This window comes from Paenibacillus spiritus (assembly GCF_008710135.1).
In the GTDB taxonomy this organism is placed as follows: domain Bacteria; phylum Bacillota; class Bacilli; order Paenibacillales; family Paenibacillaceae; genus Paenibacillus_AQ; species Paenibacillus_AQ glufosinatiresistens.
Genome location: NZ_VYKK01000020.1, coordinates 80,563 through 96,914, shown reverse-complemented (window position 1 = coordinate 96,914; position 16,352 = coordinate 80,563). Strand labels below are relative to the sequence as shown.

18 protein-coding genes are annotated in these 16,352 nt (G+C 64.8%); 7 read left to right on the top strand and 11 right to left on the bottom strand.

From position 1 onward, the window contains the following. Positions 1 to 19: 19 nt before the first annotated feature. A complete protein-coding gene (locus F4V43_RS19755; protein ID WP_191089596.1) occupies positions 20 to 160 on the top strand; it encodes a hypothetical protein in 141 nt (46 codons plus the stop codon). 38 nt (positions 161 to 198) lie between these two features. Here the strand turns inward: F4V43_RS19755 and F4V43_RS14315 are convergent, their stop codons facing one another. Then, positions 199 to 408, bottom strand: a complete 210-nt coding sequence (locus F4V43_RS14315) for a zinc ribbon domain-containing protein (protein WP_150458929.1) — start codon at positions 406 to 408, stop codon at positions 199 to 201. 380 nt (positions 409 to 788) lie between these two features. Here F4V43_RS14315 and serS point away from each other — a divergent pair, with 380 nt between their 5' ends. Then, positions 789 to 2,303: a serine--tRNA ligase gene (gene serS / locus F4V43_RS14310; protein ID WP_191089595.1), complete on the top strand. Its 1,515-nt coding sequence runs from the start codon at positions 789 to 791 to the stop codon at positions 2,301 to 2,303. A 613-nt stretch (positions 2,304 to 2,916) separates the two neighbouring features. Next, positions 2,917 to 3,063, top strand: coding sequence for a hypothetical protein (locus F4V43_RS19750; RefSeq protein ID WP_191089594.1), 147 nt, complete (start codon positions 2,917 to 2,919; stop codon positions 3,061 to 3,063). A gap of 159 nt (positions 3,064 to 3,222) precedes the next feature. Here F4V43_RS19750 and F4V43_RS14305 read toward each other — a convergent pair whose 3' ends face one another. Both F4V43_RS14305 and F4V43_RS14300 read right to left on the bottom strand, forming a co-directional pair. Continuing rightward, the gene (locus tag F4V43_RS14305; RefSeq protein ID WP_150458927.1) at positions 3,223 to 4,035 is read right to left on the bottom strand and encodes an aminoglycoside N(3)-acetyltransferase; all 813 of its coding nucleotides are present in this window, start codon (positions 4,033 to 4,035) and stop codon (positions 3,223 to 3,225) included. A 1-nt stretch (position 4,036) separates the two neighbouring features. Next, complete coding sequence (locus F4V43_RS14300) at positions 4,037 to 4,540, bottom strand: hypothetical protein (RefSeq protein WP_223879902.1); 504 nt, start codon at positions 4,538 to 4,540, stop codon at positions 4,037 to 4,039. Between the two features lie 271 nt (positions 4,541 to 4,811). Between F4V43_RS14300 and F4V43_RS19890 the strand changes: the two genes are divergently transcribed. After that, positions 4,812 to 6,110: an HNH endonuclease gene (locus F4V43_RS19890; RefSeq protein WP_223879901.1), complete on the top strand. Its 1,299-nt coding sequence runs from the start codon at positions 4,812 to 4,814 to the stop codon at positions 6,108 to 6,110. Positions 6,111 to 6,212: 102 nt separating this feature from the next. Here the strand turns inward: F4V43_RS19890 and F4V43_RS14290 are convergent, their stop codons facing one another. Then, complete coding sequence (locus F4V43_RS14290; RefSeq protein WP_150458926.1) at positions 6,213 to 6,419, bottom strand: YwbE family protein; 207 nt, start codon at positions 6,417 to 6,419, stop codon at positions 6,213 to 6,215. Between the two features lie 43 nt (positions 6,420 to 6,462). Here F4V43_RS14290 and F4V43_RS14285 point away from each other — a divergent pair, with 43 nt between their 5' ends. Beyond that, complete coding sequence (locus tag F4V43_RS14285; RefSeq protein ID WP_150458925.1) at positions 6,463 to 6,765, top strand: hypothetical protein; 303 nt, start codon at positions 6,463 to 6,465, stop codon at positions 6,763 to 6,765. A gap of 37 nt (positions 6,766 to 6,802) precedes the next feature. On the opposite strand, the gene sdaAA is transcribed toward F4V43_RS14285, so the two are convergent. From sdaAA to F4V43_RS14250, 7 genes are all read right to left on the bottom strand, one after another. Then, entirely contained in the window at positions 6,803 to 7,678 is an 876-nt protein-coding gene (gene sdaAA / locus F4V43_RS14280) for an L-serine ammonia-lyase, iron-sulfur-dependent, subunit alpha (protein ID WP_150458924.1), read from the bottom strand. A 13-nt stretch (positions 7,679 to 7,691) separates the two neighbouring features. Beyond that, positions 7,692 to 8,405: an L-serine ammonia-lyase, iron-sulfur-dependent subunit beta gene (gene sdaAB, locus F4V43_RS14275; RefSeq protein ID WP_150458923.1), complete on the bottom strand. Its 714-nt coding sequence runs from the start codon at positions 8,403 to 8,405 to the stop codon at positions 7,692 to 7,694. Between the two features lie 216 nt (positions 8,406 to 8,621). Beyond that, complete coding sequence (locus tag F4V43_RS14270) at positions 8,622 to 9,038, bottom strand: GNAT family N-acetyltransferase (protein WP_150458922.1); 417 nt, start codon at positions 9,036 to 9,038, stop codon at positions 8,622 to 8,624. Positions 9,039 to 9,071: 33 nt separating this feature from the next. Then, positions 9,072 to 9,815 (bottom strand): hypothetical protein, encoded by a 744-nt coding sequence (locus F4V43_RS14265; protein ID WP_150458921.1) that lies wholly within the window; start codon positions 9,813 to 9,815, stop codon positions 9,072 to 9,074. Further along, positions 9,808 to 10,266, bottom strand: a complete 459-nt coding sequence (locus F4V43_RS14260) for a hypothetical protein (protein ID WP_150458920.1) — start codon at positions 10,264 to 10,266, stop codon at positions 9,808 to 9,810. The genes F4V43_RS14265 and F4V43_RS14260 overlap by 8 nt, the downstream gene beginning before the upstream one ends. Further along, entirely contained in the window at positions 10,263 to 13,979 is a 3,717-nt protein-coding gene (locus F4V43_RS14255; protein ID WP_150458919.1) for an AAA family ATPase, read from the bottom strand. Before F4V43_RS14255 ends, F4V43_RS14260 begins: the two co-directional genes overlap by 4 nt. A gap of 97 nt (positions 13,980 to 14,076) precedes the next feature. Then, positions 14,077 to 14,676 carry a DUF4269 domain-containing protein gene (locus F4V43_RS14250; protein ID WP_150458918.1) on the bottom strand — a complete coding sequence of 200 codons (600 nt, stop codon included), beginning with the start codon at positions 14,674 to 14,676 and terminating at the stop codon, positions 14,077 to 14,079. Between the two features lie 136 nt (positions 14,677 to 14,812). Between F4V43_RS14250 and F4V43_RS14245 the strand changes: the two genes are divergently transcribed. Continuing rightward, positions 14,813 to 15,715 carry an SDR family oxidoreductase gene (locus tag F4V43_RS14245; protein WP_223879900.1) on the top strand — a complete coding sequence of 301 codons (903 nt, stop codon included), beginning with the start codon at positions 14,813 to 14,815 and terminating at the stop codon, positions 15,713 to 15,715. 50 nt (positions 15,716 to 15,765) lie between these two features. Further along, complete coding sequence (locus F4V43_RS14240) at positions 15,766 to 16,242, top strand: hypothetical protein (protein WP_150458917.1); 477 nt, start codon at positions 15,766 to 15,768, stop codon at positions 16,240 to 16,242. Positions 16,243 to 16,352 lie beyond the last annotated feature (110 nt).

The following is a 16,352-nucleotide window of genomic DNA, read 5'->3' as shown; positions in this document are numbered from 1 at the left end:
TCTGACTAGGGGGATCGCCATGAGCCGCAAGGTCATCCGCCTGCTGTCTCCGGATGGGCAGCCCCCGGCCCAGTTGACGCTGGCAGCTCCCGCACAGAACCGGCAGGAGGCCGAGGCAATCTGCCGGGATCTGAACCCGGACCCGGCGCCTTCCCGTTAGACACAAAAAGGGAGCGATCCAAGCCGCTCCCTCCTTCTCTAGTTCCCGAGGAAATCAAGCACGTTCATGCCGCGCGATGTCTCCGCCTTGTACAACTCGGTATACCCGCACTCTACACAGCTGATCGTAATGAACTTCTTGTTCTGGACATCGAACAGCTTGGCGAAATTGCCGCCCGCCGCCTGAAATTGATCCCGCTCGTACTCCGTACAGCCGCATTTCTCGCATTCATATACCCAATTGCCCATAATATAATCCGCCTCCTGTTATAGTATCTATAACGGATGGATGGTTAAGATCGTTTCAAAAATTTTCCGCACCTGCCGGGTTGCATACCAACCGATCCTTGCGCTATACTATTGCTCACAACTTGACACCTGAACAGGCCGATGAACGGCATCCAACCGTGAGGCGTTTATGACCGGGGCTTCCTGCGCCCTCTAAAATAACCGGGTTTCGCCCGTTACCGCGAAGACCAAAGAGGATCGGACCTGCCGGGCGCTGCTGCGCCGCGGATTCTGGGTTCGGTCAACCTGGGTGGCACCGCGAGCCGACGCTCCTCGTCCCATGGATGAGGGCGTTTTTTGCGTTTTTTCAGAATTCACTATTGGAAAAGGAGCGATTGGCTATGCTGGACATCGGGTATATTCGGGAACATGCGGAGGAAATACGGGCAGCCGCCCGGCACAAAGGGGTCGCCTTCGACACCGATGCGCTGCTGGTCTGCGACGGGCGGCGGCGGCTGCTGCTCGGGGAGACGGAGCGGCTGCGGGCGCAGCGGAACCGGCTCACGCGGGAGGCGGAGGCGCTGCTGCGCGGGGGCCGGGGACGCAAGGACGGCGGCGGCAAGCCGGAAGACGACGGGCAAGCTGCCGTGAATTCGAAGACGGCGGAGCCGGCGATAGCGGAGGCCGGGAATGCGGAAGCTCCGACGCCTGCGGCAGCGCCAGGGACAGCGGCAGCGGTCCCGCAGGGCCGGACGGCACCCGAGGCAACGGAGATGCCCGGGGTGCAGGCAGCCGAGCGCCCCGCCGGAATAGCGGGCGCGGACGCGGCCGAAGCGATCAAGGCCCGTGTTCGCGCACTGGGCGGCGAGTTGGTGACGCGGGAGCGGGAGCTGGCGGAGACGGAGGCCGAGTACCGGCGGCTGATGCTCCGGGCGCCGAATCCGCCGTCGGCGGACACGCCGGTCGGAGCTAGCGACGCCGACAATATGCTCGTCAAGACGGCCGGGCTGCTGCCGGTCTTCGGCTTCAAGCCGCTCGACCACGTGGAGCTCGGCGAACGGCTCGGGCTGCTCGACCCGGCGCGCGGCGTCAAGGCCGGCGGACCCCGCAGCTATGTGCTGAAGGGAGCCGGGCTGCGCCTGCATCACGCCGTTCAGCGGCTGGCGCTGGACGTGTTGGAGGCGCGGGGCTTCACCGCGCTGGAGGTGCCGGTGATTGTCCGGCCGGAGGCGCTGGAGCGGACTGGTTTTTGGCCAGGAGGAGAAGATCAGGTGTACGCGCTGACGGGCGAGAACCGGATGCTCGCGGGCACGTCGGAGGTGTCGCTCGTCTCGCTCTACAGCGATGAAATTGTCGACGTCTCGGAGCCCATAAGGCTTGCCGGGTCGTCGCCCTGCTTCCGCAGCGAGATCGGGTCGGCCGGGAGAGACGCGCGCGGGCTGTACCGGGTGCATCAATTTGCCAAGATCGAGCAGGTCGTGCTCTGCGAGAACGACCCTGCCGTATCGGAGGCCATGCTGCAGGACATTCTGGAGAACGCCGAGCATATTCTTCGGCTCCTCGAGTTGCCCTACCGGGTCATGGCCGTCTGCACAGGCGACATGTCGCTGAAGACGCACAAGCAGTATGACATCGAGACGTGGATGCCGGGGAGAGACGCCTACGGAGAGACGCATTCGGCGTCGAATCTGCTGGATTTCCAGGCCCGGCGGTCGAACATCCGGTACCGCGACAGCGAAGGACGGCTGCGCTTCTGCCACACCCTCAACAACACCGCCGTCGCTACGCCGCGCATCCTGATCCCTCTGCTGGAGAACCACCAGCGGGAGGATGGCTCGGTGCGGATTCCCGAAGCGCTTCGCCCCTATATGAACGGGCTGGAGGAGCTGAGAGCCCCCGGGAGGGAAGAGGCTTAGGGCTGCCGGTCCCGGGGGCGTTTGGACGTGGCCGGGGGACTCGGGGCGGCCGGAGGGCTCGGGACGGCCGGGTAGTTTGGAATGGCCGGGGGACTTGGGACGGCTGGGGAGCTCGGCGTGGCCGGAGGGCTCGGAGTAGCCAGGGGGCTCGGGGCGGCCGGGGGTCTGGAGAACTCGGCGTGGCCGGGGGACTCGGAGTAGCCGGGGAGCTCGGGGCAGCCGGGGGCGGCCGGGGAACTCGGCGGGGCCGGGGAACTCGGCGTGGCTTGGGGCGCTTGGGCGTGGCCGGGGGCTCGGGGCGGCCGGGAGCTCGGCGTGGCCGGGGCTCGGCGTGGCCGGGGGCTGAGCAGGCTGGGCCCCCTCTCGGAGTACGGCTTCCCGGAAGCCATGTCAGGGTTGCCCCAACCCCAACCTCCGTCCGGACTCAGGAGACGCTATTTCAGGCTTGTAGCCGACATTTTACGGCGAAGCGGACCCCAGGGACCTTATTCGCGGCCGAAGACACCTCCGCACCCCCAAAAATCTAAAATAAGGTCTCCTGTGTCCGAAGCCCGGTCTAATGGGAGGTTTGCAGGGCTAATAAGGTCTTTGGGGTCCGGTTCAGGAGCTCGGCATGCGCCCTCTTAGCGGGATGAGCGGCGGCAGGCCGGCGTCTCTTGTCCGGGAGGAGACCTCCCCGGAATTATATTATCAGGAACGCCCCGAGCAGCTGCTCGGGGCGTTTTTTGCCGAATCCAGGCTTGTTGCCGTTGCCGCTTAGTTGGGGTGGCTCGCATCTGCGTCCGCGTCCGCGTTCGCGTCTTCGGCCCGTCCGAACGGGAATTCCGGTCCGCACGCCGTCTCCGGCAGTTCCGAAGGTCCCCTCAGTGTCACAGCGTTGTAGCGTCCCAGCGTTGCGGCGTCCCCGCTTGCGGACAGCTCATTCGCCCGCCCGGTTCCGTTCGATCCACTCCACGCCGTAATCGACCAGGGACCGCTGCGGCATCAGCATGGCTTCAGCCCCGGCAACCCGGCCCCGGCGTAGCACTCCCGTCTCCGACTCATAGGCCGCTCCGATCAAGGCAAAATCATCCGAATCCCATTGCAGGTCCGGGAACTGCCGCCACCGGCGGGCCCCGTCGTCTTCCCGAACCGGCGCGCCGGCCGTCTCTGTCTGTCTTCCCGGCCAGTCGGCCCGGTATTCGGACAGATGCAGAGAGGTGTTGTTCTCGTGCCCTACGCCAAGCAGCAGCACCATGCCGCCGCTGTCATACAGCCGTGCAAGGGGCGAGTCGTCGCCCAACCCGTAAGGGAGCGGGTGCGCGCTTGTCAGCCGTTCCGCCGCAGGTCCTCTCGCCGCGAACGAGTAGAGCGGGTGCGCGCTGCGGCGCGTTCCCCGCTGACGGCGGAAGGTCTCCGGCAGAATTCCCATTCCCCGGGTCAGCGTCAGCGTCTTGTCATAGGCCGGCGTCTCTTCCCGGATGGCAGCCCACCACTCCTGCGGAACGGGCGGCCTGGACCAGCCGGCAGGGTCGGACAAATCTGTGGAATGCGTCGGCATCATCAGCGTTCCTTCGGGTCCAAGCGCCTCCTCCAGCGCCAGAATGACGGCGGGCGGACCGCCCGCCACCCAGGAGCCGAGCGACTTGAACGACGAATGAACGAGTACGGTCATGCCCTCGGCCACGCCGAGCCGCCGGAAATCGTCAGCCAGCGTGCGAACGGTTATCAGAGTTCCTTCCATAAGCTTCATTTCAATGGATATTCTCCTCTCCGAGCCGGAAATAACCCTGAACCGAGGGCAGCATCGTCACCGCCTGGATAGCCATTCCGAGACTCATATACAGCAGATGAACCGCACCCACCCCATTCATCATATACGTCTGAACCATAATCCAGATGATCAGGCCAAAGCCGATATACAGAGATACCGCCCAGGCGCTGTACATGTCCCGGAACGGGTGAACCCGGCCCAGACCCTTCAGCGGCGGGCGGCGCATCATCGCTCCCACCGTCAGCAGCGGCACTGCCCCGAAGACGAGGAGAAGGATAATTCCCGGGATCATCAGGTTGGCGAACGGCGACCGCTTCAGCAGGTCCTCCGTCATTCCGAGCATTTCTCCGCTGGGATCGACGATCAGAAAGCCGCCGCCTCCAATAGCTCCGACTGCCAAGAATACATGCAGCGCATACAGCGCAAAAACGGTTTTTGGCGTACGCGTATGGACCTTCTCTGTCCTGTCTGTTTCTTCCCTCATCCTCTTGTTCCCCTCCGCTTCCTGCGTCCCTTACGGCTTGCTGTCTCTATTGTAGCGGATTTTCGTTTCACAATGGGAAAAAGAAGATTACCGCCGCTGCTCCGGCCGCGGCATGTGATTGCCTCCGCTTTGCGGTATACTATAGAAAAGACTCTACGACAAGAAAGACGAGGTGACAGGGAGGGTGCCGGCAGCGGCCCCGATCCTGCCTATGACGACAGATACCGCAACACCGGTCAAGCAGTGTGCTTATTGCCACGAATATAAACCGTTGTCCGAATTTCGCCGCCGCACGGGCAAAGGAAGCAAGGCGCGCGGGCGGCGCGGCGCCTGCCGGGACTGCCGCAAGCGCCGGCTCCGGGAGAGCGGCGCCCTGCAGGAACCGGCAGCGTCCTACGCCCTGCCCGAGACGGCGGCCGCCGCAGCAAGCGCGCCGGAAGACGCGCGGGCAGCGGCCTCGCCGCCTGAGTCCGCAGCTGCGGAACCCGCAGCCGGGGCTGCCGAAGCCGCCCGGCCTCGCCGCCGCCGCAAGCGCAAGAAGGCCGCTTCTCTGCCGGAGACGGCTCCGGTAAGCGCGCCGGCCGGTTCGCTTCCGGTTCCGGCGGCTCCCGCTGCCGCTCCGGCGGCGGCTTCCGACCCGGGAACGGGCGCCACGTCAAGCGCCCGTTCCCGCCGCCGGAGACGCAAGAAAGCGGCCGCCGTTGCCGCGAAGGCAGCGGCGGCGGCGGCAGAGGCAGCCCCGCCGGCCGCACCGGCGCCGGCTGACGCGCCGCAGCTCCCCGAAGCGGCAGAGGCCGCACCGGGAACCGGCGCGTCAGCCGGTTCCCGGTCCCAGCGCCGCCGCAGACGCAAGAAGGCGGCGGCGCTTGCCGCGAAGGCGGCCGCCGCAGCGGAAGCGGCTGCCGAGGCTGCCGCTGAAGCGGAGGCTGCGCCGGAGCCCGCAGCTCCGGCAGCCGCAGCCCCGCCTGCGGCTGGAGGCGGGGCGGGTTCCCGCCCGCGCCGCCGCCGCAAGCGCAAGAAGGCCGCCGTCAGCGCCCTGCCGGATACGGCGGCAGCGCCAGCCCCGGCGGCCCCGGCCCAGCCGGCTCCGGGCGCGGCCACGCGGCCCGGCCAAGCCGCCGCGCCGGTGAAGGCCCGGACCCGGGCCGCAGAGCCAACCGCGCCGCATCTGCGCCCCCGGGGCCCGAAGCCGGCGCCGGATGATTACCGCGCGCTGGTGCCCTCGAATTCGGGAATGATTCTGATGCGCGGCATGAGCGACAAAGGCCGCCGCTGGCACCAGGAAGTCGAGCTTGAACTGGCGGTCACGCTCGTGAAAGAGCATGCAGCCGTTGTGCTGAATCGCCGGACAATCAAGCGGCTCTACAGCAACAAGGACTTCCGCCGGATGATTCTCGTCCGCGACGGGTACACCTGTTATTTTTGCGGCCTTTACGGAGACACCATCGACCATCTGCTGCCCCGCGCCAAGGGCGGCCACACGACGCCCGACAACTGTGTGTGCGCCTGCAATCTGTGCAATCAGACCAAGGCCGACCAGTGGCTGGAGGACTTTATCGGCCGAAGCTAGAAGCGGCGTCTCTTCGCGGGTCCGGGCCCCGCAATGCAAAAGGCGAGAAACTGCCCGCCCGGCAGCTCCCGCCTTCTTCTCTTCGGATTCAGCCGACCCAGGCTAAACGCCTGTCGGCCCAATGATCGCCTTCACCCGGCCGACCTGGCCGTCGCGGAGCCGCACCTTGATCCCGTGGGGATGCCGGGGCGAGTTCGTCAGAATATCCTTGACGACGCCGCGCGTCAACCGGCCGGTGGGCTGGTCTTTCTTCAGTACGATATCGACGGTGAGTCCGGGCGCAATATCGGCTCTGACTTGTCCGTTCATAAGTAGAACACCTCCAACTCTGGATAAGCAAGGACTGAGAAGCATGGCATTCGGCATCGACAGGAATGAATTGAACCGCTGGAAGGCCGCCGTGTCGGAAGGGCGGATTGCCTTCCTGACGCACTATTGGCTGGACTCCCGGTTCCCCGGGATCAACACGGTCACGAAGGTCGGCTGCGCCGACCGGGAGCGGCTCGCAGACTGGTGCCGGAGCCATGGCCTGCCGCCGGAATACATTCATAACCGGTCGCCGTTTCCGCATTTCGATCTCCTGGGCCCCCGCCAGGCGGATATTCTGCGCCGGGAGGGGCAGTGGGAGCAGCTGCGCCGCTTCAAGCTGCTGTAGACCCGCCTCCGCTTCAGGCCCGCCGCTGCCGGCAGGCTTATTTTTTGCGCAGATCCTCCATGATCTTACGCCCGGTCGGCGTCTGCGCCAGTCCTCCGCCCGCCGTCTCGCGGTGCTTCTCGGGCATGGCCGATCCTACCTCCAGCATGACCTGGATCACTTCGTCGGAAGGAATGACGCTCCGGACGCCGGCCAGCGCCATATCCGCCGCCGCCAGCGCCGTTACCGCGCCGAATCCGTTGCGGACGATGCACGGAATCTCCACCAGTCCGCCGACCGGATCGCAGATCAGGCCAAGCGTATTCTTCAGCGCCAGTCCGACCGCATGCACGGCCTGCGCCGGCGTTCCGCCGCGCAGCTCCGTCAGCGCGCCCGCCGCCATGCCGATCGCCGAACCGACTTCTGCCTGGCATCCGCCTTCGGCTCCGGAGACGAACGAATTGTTGGCGATTACGTAGCCGATGGCTCCCGCCGCGAACAATCCGTAAGTCATCCGGTCGTCATCCCAGCCGAACCGTTCCTGACCGCTCAGGAAGACCCCGGGAATAATGCCGCAGGAGCCGGCCGTCGGGGTCGCAATGATCCGGCCCATCGACGCATTCACTTCCGAGACGGCCAGCGCATACGCCATGGCCCGACCGGCCGGTTCGCCAAGGCAGGATTCGCCGCCGGCATTGTAATTCCCGACACGCTGGGCATCCAGCCCCGTAAGGCCGCTGCGGGAGGTCGTATTCTCCGTCATCCCCCGGCGGACCGCTTCTTTCATTACTCCGTAATATTCTTTCATGGTTGCGAATTCCCGCTCCGGGGACCGCCCCGATTCCTTCGCCTGTTCTTCCAGCATCAGCGCTCCAATGCCGAGTCCCCGCTCGCCGCACAGAACGGCCAGCTCGCTCAATGTTCCAAAATTCATCCTGCCTGTCTCCTTACTCTCTGCTGTTCCCCGAAGGGGTGGTTCTTCCGTCTGCCCCGCTGAGATCCATGACCTTGACCGAGTGGACCGCGGGCAGAATCTCCAGATCCTGAATGAGTTCCGCCGTCGGCGGATCATCCAGCTCCAGAGCCGTGAGGGCCGCGCCGCTGCGGTTCTTGCGGTCCAGCGACATATGGCCGATGTTCACGCCCGCCCGGCGCATCGTATGGGTGACAGCCGCCAGCACGCCCAGATAATCCATATGATGAATCAAAACGGTCGGATACATGCCCGAGAGCCGGACGCTGAATCCGTCGATCTCCACAATCTCGATGTTGCCGCCGCCGATCGAAGTTCCGGTAAGGGACAGCCGGTTCCGTCCGTCCGGGCCTTCCAGCTCCAGCCGGACGGTGTTCGGGTGCGGGAACAATCCCGTTCCCTGCCGGAACGTCACCGCCATCCCCATCGCCTCCGCCGTCTCTATCGAATCCGGCAGCCGGGGATCGTCCGTCCCGTAGTCCAGCAGTCCGCCGACAATAGCCCGGTCGGTGCCGTGACCTTCATAAGTCGCCGCGAACGACCCGTAGAAGACGGCCTCCGCCTTCGCCGGCCTTTCGCCCAGCAGCTGGCGGGCGGCCCGGCCGATCCGCGCTGCGCCCGCCGTATGTGAACTGGAGGGTCCGACCATCGCCGGCCCGATAATGGAGAATACATCCTTGAATCGCATGCTCTGCCTCCTGTGTACCGTATCCCGATAAGCTCCCTTAAGAAGAAGCTCGCGAGAGTCATTACCCTATTATACGGTATTCCCGTCCACTCCACACGGTCAATTTCGGCAGTAATATGCACCCATCAGAGGCAAATCTGACATGATCCTGCCAAAAGAACAGGCTCCCCGCCGTCCCGGCAGAGAGCCTTTCCTTGATTCTTCCCTTATGTGCCGCTACGCATCGCGCGAATACAGCAGAATATTGCCGCGGTACTGCCAGCCCGTTCCCGACCAGAAATCCCGGCCGACTTCATTTGTATCCACCACCATCAGATGGCATTTGCCGATGCCTTCCCCGCGCAGCCGCTCCAAGCAGCCTTCCGCCAGCCTGCGGCCCCAGCCCTGCCCTCGGTACGCTTCCTCCATCGCCACATGGTACAGATATCCCCGGCGTCCGTCATGCCCGCACAGCGCCGTGCCGGCCAGCATGCCGTCCTCCGTCTCGCAGACGAGGCTCAGACCCGGGTTGCGGTCCAGGAACCGGCCGATTGCCTCCCGCGAATCTGCGCGGCTCAGTCCCATTCCCTTCGTCCGGTTCCACAGCCCGCAGGCGGCGTCATAATCGCCGGCCGTCATTTCCCGTATCTTCATCGCTCTGTCGCTCCCTCCCGGCTGAGCGCGGCCTCATTGGCCTGTCAGCGTATACGTATTGGCGGAGCCTACGGGCGCCGCGTTGAAATAAGCGCTGCCGGAGACGGCCCCCGGTATTTTGATGCCGTAGGTGATGCCTCCCCCGCCGTCCTTGACGCCGACAACCTCGATCCGGCAGGGAACCGGCACGTCCACCGCTACCGGCTTATGGAAGATGCCGACATTCTCGGATACCGCCGTTCCGTTGACTTTGATTGTCACGACATCCCCGTCCTCCGCGGCAAAGTCCCAGACCAGCACCCGCGCCGACGTGATCCCCGCCTTCATCTTCAGGTCAAAATCGCGGGGCGCAAGTCCCGCCGAGCTGTCGGCCGATGCAAGCTGGACGCCGGCAGACAGCCCTCTGCCGATTCCGTTCGACCGCACATCTTCCATTCCGGCGGTAGAACCGTCCGTTACCAGGTACACGGCCAGCATCAGAAGAGCGGTCATGCCGGCCCAGAACGCAGGGCGGTTCTTCTTCCGGTTCCTGCCTCTTCCCCCTGCCGCTTCCCTGCCGGACAGTTCTCTGTCGGACGGTTCTCTGTCAGAGGATTCTCTGTCGAACGTTTCTCTTGCAGAGGATTCTCTAAAGGACGGCCGTCTCTGCAACGATTCCCTTACCGGACCTTCTCCCCTCCGGGGACCGCCTGTTCTTCCGCCGCTGCCCCCGGACGTTGCAGCCCTTCCGCGCTCCGCCGGGTTCGGGTGTTCTCTGCCTTGTTCCCGATCAGTCACGGCCTTCTCCTCCTCTGCCGGATGCCGCCTGCGGCATCACCGGATTCTTCCAGAACAGCAGCGACATGAGCAGACGCACGGCGACGAATGCCCCGGCGGCGAGTCCGGCCGCCAGGCTCTTGGAATACGAGCCGTCGTCGGCCCAGCCGTTCAGCAGCGCAATCGCCAGGCTAAGCCCGACGCTGGTATAGAACGCCATCTGCATGGCCGGGAGCAGAACCGGAATGCGCCGGTACAGCCGCCCGAGGAACGGATTCCGCAGGGCCAGGAACAGCCAGAGTCCGATGAATGCCAGAAGGACGGCATTGAAATTGTCTGTAGGCACCTCGTAGTTCCAGATCCGCTTCACATCGCCGTAGATCATGAATGGCATAATAAATGCAATCAGCATCAACACCCACATTATGGGATGGTAGAGGATGGCAAAGAGCCATTTCAGCACCCATTTCATCCCGAAATCCCCCTCTCCTGACCGGGTATGTCTTCCGGCAGCAGCGTCGACAGCTCTTCCGCCGTTGCATCCGTCTTCCGGCTGACCCGCAGCGCGTGCGCGCGGAGAGCCTGCTCCGCCAGATTGCGGACAAGCCGGCCGTTGCCGGACTCGCGTTCACTCCCGGAAGCGTTGAACCGGTCAAGCAGCCGGAGTTCGGTCTCCGCCGTCATCGCATATCCTTGCGCAGCCAGCTGCCCGCGGGCAATCAACAGCATCTCCTCCGCGCTGTAATCCGGGAAGGTTATTACATTGGGGAACCGGGAGCGCAGACCTGCGTTCCGGTTCATGAACCGTTCCATATCGGCTTCGTATCCGGCCAGAATGACGATCAGCTTGTCCCGGTAGTCATCCATCGCCTTGACCAGCGTGTCAATCGCTTCCTGACCGAACGAGTCTCCTTCAGCCAGCGCGTAAGCTTCATCCACGAACAGAACGCCGCCGAGCGCCCGTTCAATGACCTCGCGCGTCTTGAGTGCGGTCTGGCCGACATAGCCGGCGACCAGACCCGACCGGTCCGTCTCGACCAGCGTATCGGCCTGGATCACGCCCAGCTCGCGAAGGCGCCGGGCCAGAATCCGGGCGATGGTCGTTTTGCCCGTGCCGGGATTGCCTTGGAATACCATATGCAGGGTCTGCGCCGCCGCTTGGGGAAGGCCCAGCTCCCGGCGGCGTCTGCCAACTTCAATCTGGGCAGAGAGGCTTCGGACAAAAGCCTTGACCGGCTCAAGCCCGACGACCGCATCCAGCTCGCGGAGCGCGTCTCCCTCTGATGCGCCGGTCCGGGAAGTCCCCTCCCATCCGAAATCGGCCGCATTCAGCTCGTTCAGGCGCTCTCCTTCCAGCTCGGGCTGCTCCGCAAGCCGCCCCGCCTGTCTGCGGATTGCCTCTTCCAGCACATTGCGGACCAGCCGGCCGTTGCCGGCATCCTTTCTTGCGGATATCGGCCCGGAACGGAACAGGTCCTCCAGGCGTCCTTCCATATCCGGGGCCAGCCGGAACCCCCGCTGGCGGACCATCGTCTCGGCAATCTGCCGCATTTCGCCGGCCGTATAATCCGGAAATTCAATGCGCAGCGGGAACCGGGAAGCCATGCCGGGATTAAGGCTGACGAACCGTTCCATATCCTCGGTATAGCCGGCCATAATGACGACCAGATTGTCCTTGTGCAGCTCGATGAGGCGCACCAGCGTATCGATCGCTTCCCGGCCGAAGCCGCCGCCCTGCACGCCGTCCTGGGCCAGCGCGTACGCCTCGTCGATGAACAGCACGCCGCCGAGCGCCGATTCCACGACGCGTTTGGTCTGAACGGCGGTATGGCCCACGTACTCGGCGACCAGATCGGACCGGCCGACTTCCACCAGATGCCCTTTCTTCAATACGCCCAGAGAACGCAGCATGCCTGCGGTGAGTCTTGCTATCGTCGTCTTGCCCGTTCCCGGGTTGCCGGTAAAAATCATATTGAGCGTCTGCTCGCTCCGCACTTCAATGCCCGCATCCCTGCGTCTGCGGTCGGCAAGCACCTGCTGCTCCAGCGCGCGGATGAAGGATTTCACCGGCGCCAGGCCGACAATCCCGTTCATCTCCTGATCGAGATCGAAGACCGGCTGTTCGCCCAGCCCGAAGTCTGCGGCCGTCAACAGCCCCAGCTCCTCCGGCGCCGCATCCCCCGCCTCGCGGAGACGGACCGCCTGCCGGCGAACCGCCTCTTCCAGCAGATTGCGCGCCAGCCGGCCGTTGCCGCCGTCCTTCCGCCCGGGAATCTGCGCCCGTTCCAACTGCTCCGCCAGACCTTCGCGGGCCTGGTCGTCCAGCCGCAATCCGTTGGCGGCCGCCATGCCCTCCAGAATCCGAAGCAGATCGCCGGGCGCATAATCCGGGAATTCCACCATGAAGGGGAATCGGGAGCGCAGGCCCGGATTCGATTCCAAGAAGCCTTCCGTCTCCTGCGTGTACCCGGCAATAATAACGACCAGCCGGTCCCGGCGGTCTTCCATCGCCTTAACCAGCGTGTCGATTGCTTCAAGTCCGAAGGTGTCATGGTCATGCCGCGCCAGCGTATAGGCTTCGTCGATGAACAGCACGCCGCCTGTCGCCTCTTCTACCTTCGCCATGGTCTTCGGAGCGGTGGACCCGACATAGGAGCCGACCAGATCCTGCCGGGCCGCCTCTACCAGCTGCCCGCGCTCGAGCAGTCCCATCGCCTTCAGGATGCGGCCGACCAGCCGGGCGACGGTCGTCTTGCCGGTGCCGGGATTGCCGGTGAATACCATATGAAGCGCCATCGGAACCGCGCCCGCCCCCTCCGCTGCCCTTCTCCGGTTCAGGGCGGCCGTATCCATCAGTTCCCGGATACAGGTCTTGACCGGCTCCAGGCCGATGAGTCCGTTCAGTTCGGCAATCGCCTCCTCCAGCGTCTCATCAGGCGCGAGCGATACCGGCCGGACCGGATAGGAGCCGGAAGGCGCTTCCACCCGGAACTCCTCCCCGCTGAAGACGAGCCGTACCCGGTCGCCGCGCCGAATCTCCCCGCGGGCCCGCAGCTCCGACAGCGCCGGGAACCATACCCGGTCAATCCACTCCTGCACCGCTTCTCCGAAGGTTCGGTCTTCGGCCGCCAGCCGGGCCAGCCGGGCCGGAACCGAGCCGTCCACTTCAACGGCAGTATCCGTATTCCGCGACAGCTTCTCCGCCGCTTGTTCCAGCAGAGCACGCGAAATCTCCTGCATGGAGGCGGGATCATGCGGCTCGGATACAGCGGCGGCGCGCACGGATTGAAGCACGGCCGAAGGCAGACGGCCCGACAGTCCCGCCGGAATCCGCCCCCGTTCGCCCCGTTCCGCTCCGGGATCATCCAGATAGAAGACAATGAACGAGCCTGCTGCGCTGATCCGTATGCCTTCCCGGGTGCGAAGCCGGCCTTCAGCCGCCAGCCGGGCCGCTTGGGCAACCACGGCGGAGTCGGCCTGCCGGAGGCCTCCGAACAGCACGGTGCCTTCCCCCTGGCGGAAGGCGGCTGCCAGATCTTCGATAAAGTTCCCGGAGAGATCCTGCTCTGTGTAATGACTCAAGTCCAGCTCCGCCGCTTCGGCGGCGGGAACCCTTTTATGTACGTGCAGACTGCGGAGCAGCTCATTCAGCGCCGTCCGCTTGCCGGTTCCCGGCGGGCCCGCTACCAGAATGACGCTGCGGGGCTGATCGGGCGATTCGTTCATATATCCCTGCCTGTAGGCGGCGACCAGATCGGCCACGAACGGCCGCTGGCCGACAACCCGCCGGTTCACCGCCGCCTCGGCCTCCTGGAACAGACGGTCCAGGTCCTCCACGGACCAGTCCTCCTGACCGGTCTTCCCCGGCTCGGGAACGGGCGCTGCGGACGCCGGGAATCCGGCCTGACCGAAGGTCCGGCCGTCGGCCCGGACCGGCTGCGGTGCTCCCTGGGGCGCGGTCTGGGCCGCGGTCTGTCCGGCACCCGCTCCGGCAGCCCGCATTCGCTCCTGTCCCTGCCTCCGCCCGGCCGCCTGTTCCGGCGCTTCGTTCCGCTCCTCCGGCTCCCTGCCAGCGGCCGGCTCTCTCCGGGCTACCCAGCCGTGCTCCCGGACGGTCTGGACCAATTGAACCTCCGGCAGCAGAAATTTCAGCGCGGAGCCGATCATTTGCCTGGTACGTCCCATTTCTCGACAACCCCTCCTGCATTTCGACAATCCTGTATTTCCCTATATTGTACCATCGGCACTCCACCTGCGGGGGAATGAATATCTCCGGAGACAATTATTTGCCGGAACCGGGCAGCTCCCGGCCGGCCAGCTCCAGCATCGCCTCATACGGATCGCCCGCCAGCCCCAGCAGCCGGGCGAACGCCTGCTCCGTCTTGTACCCGTCTCGTCTTAGCTTCATCACTTCTTCGCGAAAAGCCTCTCCCCGCAGCTCCAGAATCCGCTGCTCCGCCGCCATGTGGCGGAACCCGTTCTGCCAGCGGACCGGCACCGGCTGCCCGAACACCTCAACCGGCCAGCCCCCGGCATCGAACCTCGCCACAAGCCGGGGAATGCCGCGCACTCTGCGGACGGATACGCCGAATCCCGGCAAGCCGCCGAACCGCCGGGTCAACACTTCCCTAAGCTCCGCCATTTCCCTTTCAGGCACTTCGCACAGAATATCCAGGTCGCTACCCGGAAGCTGAAGGCCAATCGGGACCGTTCCTGCCAGAAGCGGGTCCCATTGGTCCAGAACCCCCCATAATCCGCAATCTTCGAGGGCATTCCAGGCGCTGCGCTGCTGCGCCGAAGCTCCCGGCAGCCACCACGGCTCCTTCCAGCGCTCCAGCTCCGACCGGTCCTTCCCGCCCTGTCTGCCATCCGTTGTATCCATATCTACACCCCCGCTTCCTGCCGGTCAATCCTCTCCAGTATAGCAGTCCCGCAGGCATCGGCAGGCACCTTTTTCTGGGCGGGCGCATAGGCATATATCAGAGAACCCGAGCGATGAACCCAAGGAGGTTGCACCTTTGTCTATCCCTGTCTACCCGTATTACGGTTATGAGACCGTCTGCCAAGAGCAGCCCATTCCCTTCCCGCCCCAGCATCAGCCCCGGCAGCCCGGTCTGGAGAGCCTGATGAACCCCAGACCGATCAGCGAGGACCCGCAGTGGTGCGGCTGCGGGCGGCTGAAGGACAAGACCGCCCTGATTACCGGCGGCGACAGCGGCATCGGCCGCGCAGTCGCGATCGCTTTTGCCAAGGAAGGGGCTGACGTCGCCATTGCTTACCTCGATGAACGGGAAGATGCCGCCGAGACCGCACGCCGCGTGCAGAGTCTCGGGCGGCGCTGCCTGCTGATCGAAGGCGACCTGCGCCCCAAGAGCCACTGCTTCGCCGCCGTCGATCATACGCTGCGGACCTTCGGGAAGCTGGATATTCTGGTGAACAACCACGCCGTCCAGTATCCGCAGCCCAGTCTGCTCGATATTTCCGAGGAACAGCTTCTTCAGACCTTTGCCACCAATCTGTTCCCGTTCTTCTATCTCTCCCAGGCTGCGCTTCCCTGTCTCAAAAACGGGGGGACCATCATCAATACCGCCTCCATCACCGCTTACCAGGGCAACAAGCAGCTGATTGACTACTCTTCGACCAAAGGCGCCATCGTCTCCTTCACCCGCTCGCTCGCCCTCTCGGTGGTCGATCAGGGCATCCGGGTCAACAGCGTCGCCCCGGGTCCGGTCTGGACCCCGCTGATTCCGGCCAGCTTCAGCGCCGAAGAGGTCAGCCGGTTCGGGCTGGAATCCCCGATGAAGCGGGCCGCCCAGCCCTTTGAGCTGGCGGACGCCTACGTCTACCTCGCAAGTCCGGAATCGAGTTATGTCACCGGAAGCTGTATCCATGTGAACGGCGGCGAGATGGTCACCGTCTGACGGGCAGCCGACCTGGTGCCCGCCGAGGCAAGCGAAAGGAGCCGCAACCCATGAATCCGAATGATCCCCGCCACAGGCCGGACCCCGATTCTCCGGCCTATATCCGCCTCAACGCCGGTATGTACGCTCTGTCCAAGCTGGCCGGAGCGGGATTCGCCTTTCTTGTTCTCAGCCTGCTGACCCTACCCCTCTGGGGAACGGTCCCCGATCCCGGCTGGCTTGCTGATCCGGCCCGCGGCGTCTATGCGTATGCGCTTCCCTTCTCCATTGCGGCGGACGCGCTGCTTGCGCTACTCCCCCGCCGCGACCGGACGCCGGGAACGGAGGCAGCCGTCCATGCGGCCGCCGGAATTCTGGCCGGCGTCTGGCTCGCCTCCGACCAAGGGGCGAACTTCAGCGGAAGCGCACTCGCGGGCATCGCGGTTCTGCTCACTCTTCAGCTCGGCCGGCGGGCCGGAGAGCGGGTTCCGTTCTTTCTTCCCGTCTTCGCCCTGTTCCTGCCGCTGCTGGATCTGCTGCTGAGATAGGAACCGGGCTTCTGAATCGGCACCGCGGATGAAGGTTAACCGCTTCCGGCGAACCCTTCCTCATGGCTTACCGTTCCAAGAATGCAAAATACCCCTCCGCCTGCTGGCGG

Bases quoted from the DNA above. Each gene is read 5' to 3' on its own strand.
- F4V43_RS19755 (WP_191089596.1), top strand. From the start codon at position 20: ATGAGCCGCAAGGTCATCCGCCTGCTGTCTCCGGATGGGCAGCCCCCG.
- F4V43_RS14315 (WP_150458929.1), bottom strand. From the start codon at position 408: ATGGGCAATTGGGTATATGAATGCGAGAAATGCGGCTGTACGGAGTAC.
- serS (WP_191089595.1), top strand. From the start codon at position 789: ATGCTGGACATCGGGTATATTCGGGAACATGCGGAGGAAATACGGGCA.
- F4V43_RS19750 (WP_191089594.1), top strand. From the start codon at position 2,917: ATGCGCCCTCTTAGCGGGATGAGCGGCGGCAGGCCGGCGTCTCTTGTC.
- F4V43_RS14305 (WP_150458927.1), bottom strand. From the start codon at position 4,035: ATGAAGCTTATGGAAGGAACTCTGATAACCGTTCGCACGCTGGCTGAC.
- F4V43_RS14300 (WP_223879902.1), bottom strand. From the start codon at position 4,540: ATGAGGGAAGAAACAGACAGGACAGAGAAGGTCCATACGCGTACGCCA.
- F4V43_RS14290 (WP_150458926.1), bottom strand. From the start codon at position 6,419: ATGAACGGACAAGTCAGAGCCGATATTGCGCCCGGACTCACCGTCGAT.
- F4V43_RS14285 (WP_150458925.1), top strand. From the start codon at position 6,463: ATGGCATTCGGCATCGACAGGAATGAATTGAACCGCTGGAAGGCCGCC.
- sdaAA (WP_150458924.1), bottom strand. From the start codon at position 7,678: ATGAATTTTGGAACATTGAGCGAGCTGGCCGTTCTGTGCGGCGAGCGG.
- sdaAB (WP_150458923.1), bottom strand. From the start codon at position 8,405: ATGCGATTCAAGGATGTATTCTCCATTATCGGGCCGGCGATGGTCGGA.
- F4V43_RS14270 (WP_150458922.1), bottom strand. From the start codon at position 9,038: ATGAAGATACGGGAAATGACGGCCGGCGATTATGACGCCGCCTGCGGG.
- F4V43_RS14260 (WP_150458920.1), bottom strand. From the start codon at position 10,266: ATGAAATGGGTGCTGAAATGGCTCTTTGCCATCCTCTACCATCCCATA.
- F4V43_RS14255 (WP_150458919.1), bottom strand. From the start codon at position 13,979: ATGGGACGTACCAGGCAAATGATCGGCTCCGCGCTGAAATTTCTGCTG.
- F4V43_RS14250 (WP_150458918.1), bottom strand. From the start codon at position 14,676: ATGGATACAACGGATGGCAGACAGGGCGGGAAGGACCGGTCGGAGCTG.
- F4V43_RS14240 (WP_150458917.1), top strand. From the start codon at position 15,766: ATGAATCCGAATGATCCCCGCCACAGGCCGGACCCCGATTCTCCGGCC.